The sequence below is a fragment of the Rhodococcus sp. RD6.2 genome (assembly GCF_001040705.1).
In the GTDB taxonomy this organism is placed as follows: Bacteria; Actinomycetota; Actinomycetes; order Mycobacteriales; family Mycobacteriaceae; genus Rhodococcus_G.
On the sequence record NZ_CVQP01000006.1, the window covers coordinates 71381 to 83993 of the forward strand.

Annotated in this window: 13 protein-coding genes; 7 read left to right on the forward strand and 6 right to left on the reverse strand. The window is 69.2% G+C overall.

Translation table 11 applies throughout. The features are described from left to right. Positions 1 to 9 precede the first annotated feature (9 nt). Positions 10 to 738 carry a TIGR03089 family protein gene (locus RHCRD62_RS10495; protein ID WP_050065202.1) on the reverse strand — a complete coding sequence of 243 codons (729 nt, stop codon included), beginning with the start codon at positions 736 to 738 and terminating at the stop codon, positions 10 to 12. 29 nt (positions 739 to 767) lie between these two features. Next, the gene (locus RHCRD62_RS10500; RefSeq protein ID WP_050064671.1) at positions 768 to 2198 is read right to left on the reverse strand and encodes an LCP family protein; all 1431 of its coding nucleotides are present in this window, start codon (positions 2196 to 2198) and stop codon (positions 768 to 770) included. A 299-nt stretch (positions 2199 to 2497) separates the two neighbouring features. Between RHCRD62_RS10500 and rfbD the strand changes: the two genes are divergently transcribed. From rfbD to RHCRD62_RS10520, 4 genes are read left to right on the forward strand one after another with little or no spacing between them, the layout of a single operon-like run. After that, positions 2498 to 3355 carry a dTDP-4-dehydrorhamnose reductase gene (gene rfbD / locus RHCRD62_RS10505; RefSeq protein ID WP_050064672.1) on the forward strand — a complete coding sequence of 286 codons (858 nt, stop codon included), beginning with the start codon at positions 2498 to 2500 and terminating at the stop codon, positions 3353 to 3355. A gap of 10 nt (positions 3356 to 3365) precedes the next feature. Beyond that, a complete protein-coding gene (locus RHCRD62_RS10510; protein WP_050064673.1) occupies positions 3366 to 4244 on the forward strand; it encodes a glycosyltransferase family 2 protein in 879 nt (292 codons plus the stop codon). A 1-nt stretch (position 4245) separates the two neighbouring features. Beyond that, positions 4246 to 5352, forward strand: coding sequence for a mannose-1-phosphate guanylyltransferase (locus tag RHCRD62_RS10515; protein ID WP_050064674.1), 1107 nt, complete (start codon positions 4246 to 4248; stop codon positions 5350 to 5352). A 51-nt stretch (positions 5353 to 5403) separates the two neighbouring features. Further along, positions 5404 to 6189: an SGNH/GDSL hydrolase family protein gene (locus tag RHCRD62_RS10520; RefSeq protein ID WP_050064675.1), complete on the forward strand. Its 786-nt coding sequence runs from the start codon at positions 5404 to 5406 to the stop codon at positions 6187 to 6189. A gap of 100 nt (positions 6190 to 6289) precedes the next feature. Here the strand turns inward: RHCRD62_RS10520 and RHCRD62_RS10525 are convergent, their stop codons facing one another. From RHCRD62_RS10525 to cofD, 3 genes are read right to left on the reverse strand one after another with little or no spacing between them, the layout of a single operon-like run. Continuing rightward, complete coding sequence (locus RHCRD62_RS10525; RefSeq protein ID WP_050064676.1) at positions 6290 to 6838, reverse strand: NUDIX hydrolase; 549 nt, start codon at positions 6836 to 6838, stop codon at positions 6290 to 6292. After that, positions 6835 to 8202 carry a coenzyme F420-0:L-glutamate ligase gene (locus RHCRD62_RS10530; RefSeq protein ID WP_050064677.1) on the reverse strand — a complete coding sequence of 456 codons (1368 nt, stop codon included), beginning with the start codon at positions 8200 to 8202 and terminating at the stop codon, positions 6835 to 6837. The genes RHCRD62_RS10525 and RHCRD62_RS10530 overlap by 4 nt, the downstream gene beginning before the upstream one ends. Continuing rightward, complete coding sequence (cofD, locus tag RHCRD62_RS10535; RefSeq protein WP_050064678.1) at positions 8199 to 9176, reverse strand: 2-phospho-L-lactate transferase; 978 nt, start codon at positions 9174 to 9176, stop codon at positions 8199 to 8201. The genes RHCRD62_RS10530 and cofD overlap by 4 nt, the downstream gene beginning before the upstream one ends. 510 nt (positions 9177 to 9686) lie before the next feature. On the opposite strand from cofD, the gene RHCRD62_RS26080 reads away from it, so the two are divergent. Then, positions 9687 to 9920 (forward strand): WhiB family transcriptional regulator, encoded by a 234-nt coding sequence (locus RHCRD62_RS26080; protein ID WP_171018669.1) that lies wholly within the window; start codon positions 9687 to 9689, stop codon positions 9918 to 9920. 120 nt (positions 9921 to 10040) lie between these two features. Here RHCRD62_RS26080 and RHCRD62_RS10545 read toward each other — a convergent pair whose 3' ends face one another. After that, positions 10041 to 10535 (reverse strand): metallopeptidase family protein, encoded by a 495-nt coding sequence (locus RHCRD62_RS10545; protein ID WP_050064680.1) that lies wholly within the window; start codon positions 10533 to 10535, stop codon positions 10041 to 10043. A gap of 120 nt (positions 10536 to 10655) precedes the next feature. Here RHCRD62_RS10545 and RHCRD62_RS10550 point away from each other — a divergent pair, with 120 nt between their 5' ends. Then, positions 10656 to 11027: a DUF3499 domain-containing protein gene (locus RHCRD62_RS10550; protein WP_050064681.1), complete on the forward strand. Its 372-nt coding sequence runs from the start codon at positions 10656 to 10658 to the stop codon at positions 11025 to 11027. Between the two features lie 150 nt (positions 11028 to 11177). Further along, positions 11178 to 12554 (forward strand): phosphomannomutase/phosphoglucomutase, encoded by a 1377-nt coding sequence (locus RHCRD62_RS10555; RefSeq protein ID WP_050064682.1) that lies wholly within the window; start codon positions 11178 to 11180, stop codon positions 12552 to 12554. The last annotated feature ends 59 nt before the right edge of the window (positions 12555 to 12613 follow it).

A 12613-nucleotide genomic window follows, 5' to 3' on the forward strand; every position in this document is an offset into this window, starting at 1 on the left:
CTGACGGTCTCAGGCGGAGCGGTGTGCGGTGATCTTCTCCGACGCGACCCGGCGCTCGGTGCGCTCGGCGTCCTGGTCCGGGTTGGTCACCTGAACCAGGGACGCACCCGCCACCAGCGCCGCGAGCAGTCCGTCGAGCAGTTCGTCGGTCGTCGCCCAGTCCGTCGTCGACAGCACACGGTCCTCGGCCGTGAAGCCCTGGCGTGCGGCCGAGTCGCTCGCAGCGGCGAGGACGTCTGCGACGGTCCGACCGTCCAGGGCGGGCGAGTCCGCAGGCGCGGCATCGGGAGTGAACTGGTCCCCGTGTACCCGCACCGAGGTTGCGTAGTCGGTGACGCCCAGCGGCAGATTCTCCACCGGACGCCCGAACGCGTCCAGGGACAGGACGGCCACCTCCGGGGCATCGGCGGATTCGTCCAGACGGTCGGCGGTGACGAGTGCGAGATCGGCATCGGGGTCCGGCTCGAGGACCACCTCCGTCCCCGCCCACCAGCAGCCGAGCAGAACCGCCGCCGTCTGCCAGTGCGCGGGCAGCAGCACCGACACCCGCGATCCCGGCAGCAGTCCGAACTCGTCACGGATGAGGTTGGCGGTCTTCGCCGCCCAGTTCGCGAGCGTCAGGGCGGACAGTTCGATCCGGGCGCCGGACGCGTCGTCGTACCACGTCACCCGCGGGCCTGCCGGGTCCCGCTTCATGATCGGATCGAGCAGGGCCACCGTGAGGTTGGGTGCTGCCATGGCGTTGCGGTGCTCCTTCGTGGCGAAAGTCAGTTGACGCACTGTGGTCCGGTGCGGCCCGCGTCGATCGGCGGACCGGGCGGGGCAGGCGTCGGGCTGGTCCCCAGGTCGAGGATGTCGGATTCCGTGTAGCCGGAGGCGGCGTCCGTTCCCGGACCGTCGTACCCGGCCGCCAGCACCACCAGCACGGTGTCGCGGGCCACGGTGGAATCCTGCACCACCGGAAGGTCGCCGAGCGCCGCGGCCACCGACTTCGCGGACTCCGACTTCGGATCGGCCGCGTGGACCTCGCTCACCGAGACCGTGTCGCCGGTGTTGTTGCCGACGGTGCCAGGGGCGTATCCCTTCGTGGCGAGCGCGTCGGACACCCGGCCGGCGAGGCCACCGACCCCGCTGTCGTTCGCGACGTCGACGGTGACTGTCGACGGATCCACCGTCGGCTCGGATTCGGATTCGGATTCGGACTCTTCGGATTCGTTCCCGGCGAGGCCCGACACGAAGGAGCGCACCGCGGTGGGGTCGACCTGGACGATGGACTCGCCGTAGTCGGTCATCGCGTTGATGTCGACGACCGGGATCGTCTGGAACTGGACCTGCCCGCCGGCGAGATTCTGCAGTTCCTTCGCGAAACCGATGACGTCCCAGTCCTCGTCCAGCACCACCGACCGCTGGACCGCGGAACTGAGCTGACCCAGCTTCCCCGGATTGCTGAGGGTCTTGGCGCTGAGCACCTCGTGCACGAGTGAGGCCATGTAGACCTGCTGACGCACGATCCGGTCGAGGTCGCCGCGCGGCAGTCCGTGCCGTTGCCGTACGAACGACAGGGCCTGTGCGCCGCTCAGGGTCTGCTCGCCTGCGGGGAAGTTGGCTCCCGACAGGGGCTCGTCGACGGCATCGTTGAGGCACACGTCGACGCCGCCGACCGCGTCGGTGAGCAGGACGAAGCCGAGCAACCCGATCTCCGCGTAGTGGTCGACGGTGACACCGGTCAGGTTCGCGACCGACGAGATCAGTGCCTCCCGGCCCGCCTGCGTCGCCTCCTCTTCCGCGGTGGCGTCGTCGACGCCCTCGTCGAGCAGCTTCTGCTTCTCGGTGAGCTTCGTCGCCCCGAACGCCGCGTTCACCTTCGACATCCCGATTCCGGGGACCGCTACGTAGGAGTCGCGGGGAATGGAGATGGCGGTGGCGGATTCGCCGTTGCTGGGGATGCGGACCAGCACGATGGTGTCGGTGTTGTCGGCTTCGGCCTCACCGGCCCGCAGCGAATCGAGTTCCTGCTGACTCAGCGGGTTGCCGTGTGCGTCGGTGCGACTGTCGGTGCCGACGAGGAGCAGGTCGAGGGCTCCGTCCTTCATGCCTCCGAGCCCGAGCCGGGCGGTCGCGAGGTTCGACTCGAGCGCGTCGACGCTTCGCCAGGCGATGCCCGTCACGATGAGGACGACCGCCGCGACGGCGGCCACCACGATCTGGACGGGGCGAGTCCGCCACGTCCCGGTGGCGGCGTCAACTTGCGCCGACCCGGCTGCGGCGACCTGCGCCGACCCGGCAGGCGTGGATCCTCTCGATCCGGCGCCTCGCGTCCCGCCCTCCGCACGTCTGCGCGGTGGCATGCTGTCCGGCAAACCTCGCCCCTCACACTTCATCGACTGCTGTGTCCCGACCCCGACGCGCGTGGTCGTCCTGTGTCTCGACCCGTCAAGGCTACTCACGAACACCCGGTGTCCCGGGGACCGCGAACCGGCGTGCCAGACTTTTCGCTGTGATCAACATCCTCGTGACGGGCGCCGGTGGGCAACTCGGCGGCAATCTTCTGCGACGCGACGTCCCGGGCGTGTCGATTCGCGGGCTCACCTCGTCCGACCTCGACATCACCGACGCCGACGCCGTCCGGGACGCGGTCCGGCCGGGCGATGTCGTCCTGAACTGCGCCGCCTACACGGCGGTCGACGCTGCCGAGACGGACGAGGAGGCCGCGGCGGCAGTGAACGCGACCGGACCGAGGATCCTCGCGGAGGCGTCCGCACGGGTCGGCGCGCGACTGGTCCACGTGTCCACCGACTACGTGTTCCCGGGCGACGCGTCGACGCCCTACGAGGTGGACGACGCGACCGGACCCCGCACCGCCTATGGGCGCACCAAACTGGCGGGGGAGCGTGCGGTTCTCGCCGCCGACCCGACGGCCGTCGTGGTGCGCACCGCCTGGGTCTACACCGGAACCGGCTCCGATTTCGTCGCGACCATGCTGCGACTGCAGCGTGAGCGAGACACCGTCTCCGTCGTCGACGACCAGGTCGGGTCGCCGACGTTCGCCGGCGACCTGGCGGTCGGACTACTCGAACTCGCGATGCGGCCGCAGATTCGTGGTGTGCTGCACGCCACGAACGCGGGTCGGGCCACCTGGTTCGAACTCGCACGGGCGGTGTTCGCCGGCGTCGGTGCCGATCCCGAGCGGGTCCGACCGTGCACGACCGCCGACTTTCCGAGGCCGGCGCCGCGACCCGCCTACTCGGTTCTCTCGTCGGCGGCATGGGAGCGGGCCGGGCTGACGCCGCTGCGTCCGTGGCCCGACGCGCTCGCCGATGCCCTGGCGGCGCTGCCACCCGCCGCGACCGACTAGGGTTGGCCGAGTGAGTTCGCAGCTGGCCGTGGTGACGGTGACGTATTCGCCTGGTAAACATCTCCGGGAATTCCTCGAGACCCTCGAGGTCGCCACCGACCTGTCGACGCAGGTCATCCTGGCGGACAACGGTTCCACGGACGGTGAGCCGGAGGCCGCGGCCGCCGCCAACGACAACGTCCGACTGCTCCGCACCGGCGGAAACATCGGTTATGGCGGCGCAATCAACCGCGCGGTCGCGGAGATCGATTCCGACGCCGAGTTCGTCGTCATCGCGAACCCGGACATTCGATGGGAAGCAGGATCGATCGACGAGCTGCTGAAGGCGGCGCAGCGGTGGCCGCGCGCGGGTGCGCTCGGTCCGCTGGTGCGTGAGCCGGACGGCACCGTGTACCCGTCGGCGCGCCACGTGCCGGGACTGGTGTCCGGCGCCGGGCACGCCGTGCTCGGCACGGTGTGGCCGTCGAATCCGTGGAGCACCCGGTACCGGCAGGAGGACGAGCAGATCTCGGAGCGCTCCGTCGGGTGGCTGTCGGGGTCGTGCCTACTGGTGCGTCGCGCCGCGTTCGACTCGATCGACGGATTCGACTCCCGCTACTTCATGTACATGGAGGACGTGGACCTCGGTGACCGGCTGGGGCGAGCTGGTTGGCACAACGTCTACGTTCCGACATCGGAAGTCACCCACGCGAAAGGTCATGCGGCGGGACGGCATCCGGAACTGATGCTCCCCGCGCACCACGCGAGCGCGTACCGGTTCCAGGCGGACCGGCATCCGCACTGGTGGCAGGCACCCCTGCGATGGGCGCTGCGCGGCGGGCTGGCAGTGCGATCGAAACTGGCCGTCGCGGCGGCAACCCGAAGCCGAGCGAACGACGAAGGGAACTGACATGACGGTGACGAACGACGTCCCACAGACGCCGGATGTCCAACCGGTTGATGCGGTGATTCTGGTGGGCGGCAAGGGAACCCGGCTCCGCCCGCTGACCCTCTCGGCGCCCAAGCCGATGCTGCCGACCGCGGGGCTGCCGTTCCTGACGCACCTGCTCGCGCGCATCAAGGCTGCGGGCATCACCCACGTCGTGCTCGGCACCTCCTTCAAGGCCGAGGTCTTCGAGGAGCACTTCGGTGACGGCAGCGAGATGGGTCTCGAGATCGAGTACGTCACCGAGACCGAGCCGCTCGGCACCGGTGGCGGCATCCGCAACGTGCTGCCGAAGTTGCGCGCCGACAACGTGATCGTGTTCAACGGCGACGTCCTCGGCGGCACCGACCTCCGCGACGTCATCGCGTCCCACGACGCCCACGCCGCCGATGTCACCCTGCACCTCGTTCGCGTGAGTGACCCGCGAGCGTTCGGATGCGTCACCACGGACGAAGACGGCCGCGTCCTGGACTTCCTGGAGAAGACGCAGGATCCGCCGACCGACCAGATCAACGCCGGGTGCTACGTGTTCAAGCGGGAGATCATCGAGAAGATCCCGACAGGTCGACCGGTGTCGGTGGAGCGCGAGGTGTTCCCCAGCCTCCTCGCGGACGGTCGGCGGGTGTTCGGCTTCGTCGACAGCTCGTACTGGCGTGACATGGGCACGCCCGAGGATTTCGTGCGCGGCTCCTCCGACCTGGTGCGCGGCGTCGCGCCCTCGCCCGCACTCGAGGGGCAGCGCGGAGAGTCGCTGGTGCACCCCGGTGCCGGTGTCGCGCCCGGCGCCGTGCTCATCGGCGGGACGGTCGTGGGACGCGGCGCGGAGGTCGGTGCCGGTGCGCGGCTCGACGGTGCCGTGGTGTTCGACGGCGCGGTCGTCGAGGCAGGCGCCACCGTCGAACGCTCGATCATCGGTTTCGGCGCCAGGATCGGGCCGCGAGCGCTGGTGCGCGACGCAGTGATCGGTGACGGCGCGGATGTCGGCGCCCGCTGCGAGCTGCTGCGCGGGGCGCGCGTGTGGCCCGGCGTCACGCTGCCCGACGGCGGGGTTCGCTTCTCCACCGACGTCTAGGGGTGTGGCCCGGTCCGCTGTGACCGGGCGCACGCTGGCAGGATCGATCGAGTGAGTGCGATCGCCCCTGTCTTTCACCGCTACGTCGCCCTCGGCGACTCGTTCACCGAAGGGCTGGGCGATCCGGCGCCGTCGCGGCCGAACCAGCTCCGTGGCTGGGCCGACCGCGTCGCCGAGCACCTCGCCACTCGCACCGACGACTTCGCGTACGCGAACCTCGCGGTCCGGGGGAAGCTGCTCGGTCAGGTCCTCGACGACCAATTGGACGCCGCGCTGGCGATGTCGCCCGACCTGGTGACGATCTACGCGGGCGGCAACGACCTGATGCGCCCGTCCGTCGACATCGACGCTCTTGTCACCCGCTACGACGACGCCGTCGGAAAACTCACCGCTGCAGGCGCGACCGTCGCGATCTGGACCGCCTACGACGCGGGCTGGGACGCGGTGTTCCGGGTCCTGCGGGGACGCACCGCCATCTACAACGAACTGGTCCGTGAGGTCGCCGAACGACACGGCGCGACCCTGGTCGACTTCTGGCGGTTCGACGGCTACGACGACGACCGGATGTGGGACTGGGACCGTCTCCACATGTCCACGGCCGGACACCAGCGGATGGCCGTCGAGGTACTCGATGCGCTCGCGGTGCCCCACGACCTCACGGGGCCGGACCTCGGCGCCGCGCCCCTCCGCAGCCGCGCCGAACAGAAGAAGATCAACTCGACGTGGCGCCGCGAGTTCCTGCTGCCCTGGTTCGGTCGACGCCTGACCGGCAGGTCGTCCGGCGACGACGTCACCGCACGCAGGCCCGTCCTCGCGCCGATCTCCGCCACTGACTGACCCACCCTGCCCCGGCCGCCCGCCCTCGATTTCTTCCTGAATGGCCCATTCATTCGGTCCAACTGAATGAATGGGCCATTCAGGAACCGGGGCGGAGCCCTCAGCGCAGGCGGGCGAGGGCGACGAGGTGGTCGATCGTGTCCCGCTCGGCGGTGTCGGGGAGGGCGTCGACGGGCCACCAGCGCAGGTCGTCCGACTCGTCACTGCGGACGGGCTGGGCGCCGACCGGCGCCCACACCAGGAACCGCAGGTCGAGGTGCCGGGTCGGCTTCCCCAGTGAACAGGTGATGGGGTGGGTGTGCGCGGACAGCAATGTCGGGTCGATTCGCAGGCCGGCGATTCCCGACTCCTCGGTGGCTTCGCGCAGTGCGGCGTCGACGACGGTGTCGTCGGACGGTTCGCAGTGCCCCCCGAGCTGAATCCACCTGCCCACCTTGGGATGCAGAGTGAGCAGCACCTGCTCGGCATCCTCGGTGATCACCAGCGACGATGCGGTGATGTGTCCCGGCTCGTGCTCGCGCAGGCACCCGCGCGGGGACGCGTCCAGGAACGCGAGCATCGTGTGCCGCAACGACTCGTCGGCCTCGTTCGGCGTCTGCCACTCCGTCAGCGCCACCCGCGCGGACGCGTGCAGGGACTGTGCGGTCACAGTTCCACCAGCAGTTCACCGGGCGTCACCGGCGGACGCGGCGTCAGCGGCTCGGTCGGATGGCCGATCGCCACCGCTCCGAGCGGCCGCCAGTCGCCGTCCAGGCCGAGTTCGGCGCGCACCACGTCCGGTGCGAAGATCGTCGACCCGATCCAGCAACTGCCGATGCCCCTGGTGGCCAGCGCGACCAGCAGGCCCTGGACCGCGGCGCCCGCGGCAACGGTGAACATGGTCTGCTCGGACGAGGTGCGCGCGGCGTCCGGGTAGGTGTGTGCGCCGTCGGGGACGCAGAACGGGATCACCACCTCCGGTGCGTCGAACAGGATGTTGCCGCGGTCCAGGCGTGCGGTGATCGCGGCGTCGTCCAGTCCGTCGGCGGTGAGGTCGGCGCGCCACTTCTCCCGCATCGCGGTCAGCAGGCGGCTGCGCACCTCGGGAGTGCGCACCCACACGAACCGGACCGGCCGGGTGTGGTGCGGTGCGGGTGCGGTCAATGCCTCCGCGATCGAGTCGCGTATCGACTGCGGCTCGACGGGTTCCGGTGCAAAGGCGCGTATCGACCGACGGAGCAGCAGGGCCTCGCCGCGTCCCCGCTCGATCGCCTCGTTCGCGCCGAGCCAGAACAGGTCCTCCTCGCCTCGCCGGATCAGGTCCGACGCGCTGGAGCCGTCGTCGGTGAGCGCGATACCCCGCGCGACGGCGACCGGCATGCCGCCGGTCTTGCCCTTGACCAGATCGCCCGCGGCGGCGAGTTCGTCGGCGACCGCGACCGACGTCACGAGCAGTTCGTTGCCCTGGGCGTCGACCGATCCGGCGTAGCCGTGCAGGACCGGCAGCCCGGCGGACCCGATCGCGGCGTCCGTCTGTCCGTTTCGCCATGCCCGGCCCATCGTGTCCGTCACCACCACGGCGACGGTCACCCCGAGCAGGTCGTGCAGCCGTGCCCGCAGATCCCGCGCGCTCGCGTCGGGGTCCTCGGGGAGCAGGGCGAGTTCGGCCGGGTGCACGTTGGATCCGTCGATGCCGGAGGCCGCCTGCACGATCCCGAGACGGTTCTCGGTGATGAGGGTGCGGCCCTTGCGGGCGAGCACGCGGACGGACTCCTGGTCGACGAGCACTCGGCGTGCCGCGTCCCTGGCTTCGGGGTCGGTGGGGGAGGGCACGATTCGGCCCTCGACCTTCGAGACGATCTTGCTGGTGACGATCAGCACGTCGCCGTTGCGAAGCCACGGTGCCGCGGAAGCGAGCGCTCCGGCGAGGTCGTCGCCGGGACGGAACTCGGGGAGCCCCGGAACGGGCAGGATCTCGATTCCGCCGCCCGCGCCGTGGTCACCCGCGTGCTCCGGCGCAGCGCCCTCTGTCATAGGGTCACTCCGGCGAGATCCAGTGCTGCACGGGCCATTTCGGCGGTGGTGTCGGGATCGGTCATCAGGAGTGGGACGGCGCGCACCGCCACGCCGGGCACGTCCGCGGTGTCGGTGTCGTGAATGAGCCAGCCGTCGAGGATCCCGGTTGCCGACCGCGCGCCGTAGTGTCGGCCGACGGCCTCGGCCGACGTCTCGACGCCGATCACCTCCAGGCATTCGTCAGCCATGCCGCGCAAGGGCTTTCCGTCGATGACGGGGGAGAGGCCGATCACCTTCGCCCGGCCGGTGCGCAGTGCGCCGCGGACGCCGGGGACGGCGAGGATCGCGCCGATGCTCACCACCGGGTTCGACGGGGCGAGGAGGACCACGTCGGCCTCCTCGAGCGCTTCGACGACCCCGGGCGCCGGCTTCGCCGTGTCCGCTCCGATGTGGGCGAAGCTGTGCGTGGGGATCTGCGCGCGGTGACGTACCCACCACTCCTGGAAGTGGATGGCGCGCTGCTCGCCGTCGTCCGGGTCGGTCACGACGACGTGCGTCTCGCTGCGGTCGTCCGTGACGGGGAGCAGTCGAACACCTGGTTGCCACCGGTTGCACAGTGCTTCCGTGACGGCGGACAGGGGGTATCCGGTGCGCAGCATCTGCGTGCGGATGAGGTGGGTTGCGATGTCCCGGTCGCCGAGGCCGAACCAATCCGGTTTGGCGCCGTAAGCGGCCAGTTCCTCCTTGGCGTTCCAGGTTTCCCCGACGTGGCCCCATCCGCGTTCGGGGTCGATGCCGCCGCCGAGGGTGTACATGCACGTGTCGAGATCGGGGCAGATCCGCAGGCCGTGCATCCACACGTCGTCGCCCACGTTGACCACCGCGGTGATCTCGTGCTCTTCCGCTGCCGAATCGGACTGGGCGAGCAGGCTCCGCACTCCCTGGAGGAAACGCGCGCCACCGACACCACCGACCAAAACTGTGACCTTCACAGGACAAGAGGGTAGGCGGTGCCCGGTTCGACGGGCACACCCTGTCGTGTCGGTCGGGGGGAGTGCGCCGCGCGACACGCAGTTGACGGGCCGGAACATGTGCTAGTGGCGAAATGGGATTCGGGGATGGTAAATATTCGCTCTTCCGGCTTGACCCTGCCCAGTGGTCCGTGTGTAATCACGTGTATGTCATTTCGCGGTCGCCATCCGAGAATGGATGCAGTACCGCCATTTTCGAACACGTGTTCCCTTGTGGAATTATCGGGGTGCCGCTGAATGACATTGTCGGGGAGGCAATTTCAACAAGTCAGGTAGTTCTGCGCTATCAAAGGTGAGGAGGCGGAACGGATGGCCATCCAGCACGAAGAGTCGAGTATTCGATTGAGCGCGCTTGGCAACGAACCGCAGACCGATTCCATGGCAGGAGCAGTTGGGGGCGACTGCGGGCTCGAGGGTGAAAGCGCGAGCGATCGCCCTGTATTGAGCCTGATCACAGGCGGTTTCGACGCAATGTTCGAAGCCGTCGAGGATCAGTGGCAAGACCGTGCGCTGTGTGCGCAAACGGATCCCGAGGCGTTCTTCCCTGAAAAGGGAGGGTCGACTCGAGAGGCGAAAAGGATCTGCCTCGGATGTGAGGTTCGAGACGATTGCCTCGAATATGCGCTCGCCAACGACGAGCGATTCGGGATCTGGGGCGGACTCTCGGAAAGGGAGCGCCGCCGTCTCAAGCGGGGCATCATCTGACGCGCTGAATCTCGAAGAGGTTCGGCGCGTGTGTGTTTCGGGCCGACTGTCATTCGATCGACCGGCACTGTATCAGGCGGTCGATCGAATGACAGTCGAACACTGAAGATTCCGGGCCCGTCACTCGTCCTGTTCGTCTGACAGGTCGGGGTCGATGGTCTCGGGGTCCACGCCCAGGTATGTCGCCACCTGCCGGACCAATACCTCGTGGACGAGATCGACGAGGTCGTCCGGATGCTTGGCGCGCAGTTCGAGCGGCCGGCGGAACAGCACCAGCCGCGCACGGGTGGCGTTGCCGCGCCGGTCCACCCCTGCGGGCACCAGGCGGGACAGGGGCACCGGCCCCTCGGCAACCACTTCCGGCGGCCAGGTCACCGAATCGGGATCGAGTGCCCGGATCTTGGGAACCTCGTCGACCGCGATGTCGAGTTTCGTGATCCGTTCGTGCCAGCGCGTGTCGATGGGCGCGAACGCCTCGAGGACGAGCATGTCGAACTGTTCTGCCCTGCTCCGCCATGCCGGCACCCCGGGTGGGAGGACCGGCCCGCGAATCCCTCGACCGCGACGAGCCGCAGAACGCGAGGTCAGTGGACGTCCGTGTCGGGCTCTGTGCATGGGTATCGATGCTACCGACGCCTGTCGAGGCGCACCCGTTGCGTGCTCGCCGAGCGTCGGGTGTCCGGATCCGGTGTGTCCGAGTAGGCGGGGACCGGTCGGGGCGCTACCCTCTCATTCGTGAGAGGACTGCGTCGATGCTGCCGGCCCGGATGTAAGAACCCGGCCGTTGCGACGCTGACCTACGTTTACTCGGACTCGACGGCTGTCGTCGGTCCGCTCGCCACCGTCGACGAACCGCATTCGTGGGACCTGTGCGAAGTGCACGCCTCCCGGATAACGGCACCGAAGGGCTGGGAGCTCGTCCGCTACGAGGGCGGCTTCTCCAGCTCCACCCCGGACGAGGACGACCTGACGGCGCTCGCCGAAGCAGTCCGTGAGGCGGGTCGCGGCGAGGGGGCCACCGTGGATCGCATCACGCCCCCGATCTCGACCCCGACCCGCACCGGGCGACGTGGTCACCTGCGGGTACTGCCCGATCCCGGCAACTGAGCCGACCGGCGCACCCCGCCGTGTCGGTTACCGCCGCGAACGACGCCCGGGCGGGACTCGGACCGATGGCACTAGGGTGATCCCGGAACGCCCGCAACCGGGTGGCGACCAGCGACGCTCGACTGCACAACCGAACGAGGAGAACCCGTAGTGGCACGAACCGCCGAATCCGTCCATGCCGTCATCAAGGCATACGACGTCCGCGGCGTCGTCGGTGAGCAACTCGACAGCGACTTCGTGCGGGACGTCGCCGGGTCGTTCGCCCGGCTCATGCGCCAGGATGGCACGCAGCAGGCATCGCGGATCGTGATCGGTCACGACATGCGGGCGTCCTCTCCGGAACTCGCGGCCGCCTTCGCCGACGGGGTCACCGCGCAGGGCCTGGACGTGGTTCTGATCGGGCTGGCGTCGACGGACCAGTTGTACTTCGCGTCGGGACTGCTCGACTGCCCCGGCGCCATGTTCACGGCCAGCCACAACCCGGCCCGCTACAACGGCATCAAGCTCTGCCGGGCCGGCGCGAAGCCGGTCGGTCAGGACACCGGGCTCGGCACCATCACGGAGGAAGTGATCTCCGGTGTGCCGAGCCACGACGGGCCGCGTGGAACCGTCAGCGAGCAGGACGTCCTGGGCGACTACGCAGCCTTCCTCGCCGGACTGGTTGATCTCTCCGGCATCCGCAGGCTCACCGTCGCGGTCGACGCGGGTAACGGCATGGGCGGGCACACCGTGCCCGCAGTGTTCGGGCCGCTGCCGCTGAAGGTCGAGCCGCTGTACTTCGAACTCGACGGCACCTTCCCGAATCACGAGGCGAACCCGCTCGATCCGAAGAATCTGGTCGATCTGCAGGACTTCGTTCGGACGACGGGCGCGGACATCGGCTTGGCATTCGACGGGGATGCGGATCGTTGCTTCGTGGTCGACGAGAAGGGCAACCCGGTCTCGCCTTCCGCGGTGACGGCACTCGTCGCGGAGCGTGAGTTGGCGAAGGAGCCGGGCGCCACCGTCATCCACAACCTGATCACCTCGCGCGCCGTGCCCGAACTGGTGACCGAGCTCGGGGGCACCCCCGCCCGCACGCGCGTCGGGCACTCGTTCATCAAGCAGCAGATGGCGGAGACCGGTGCCGTGTTCGGCGGAGAACACTCCGCGCACTACTACTTCCGTGACTTCTGGGGCGCCGACTCCGGGATGCTCGCGGCGATGCACGTGCTGGCCGCACTCGGCGAACAGGACCGGCCGCTGTCGGAGATGATGGCCGGCTACAACCGGTACGCGGCGTCGGGAGAGATCAACTCGACCGTCGCGGATGCCACGGAACGGACCGATGCGGTGCTCACCGCGTTCGCCGACCGCACGGCGTCCGTCGATCGTCTGGACGGCGTCACGGTGGACCTCGGCGACGGTGCCTGGTTCAACCTCCGCGCGTCGAACACCGAACCCCTGCTGCGGCTCAACGTCGAAGCACGGACACCTGAGGAGGTCGACGCGCTCGTCGACGAGATCCTCGCCGTGGTGCGTGCCTGACCGACCCGAGGCCCGTGGCCGGAGTACGGAACACCCCGATCGATACGCACCGCGAACGA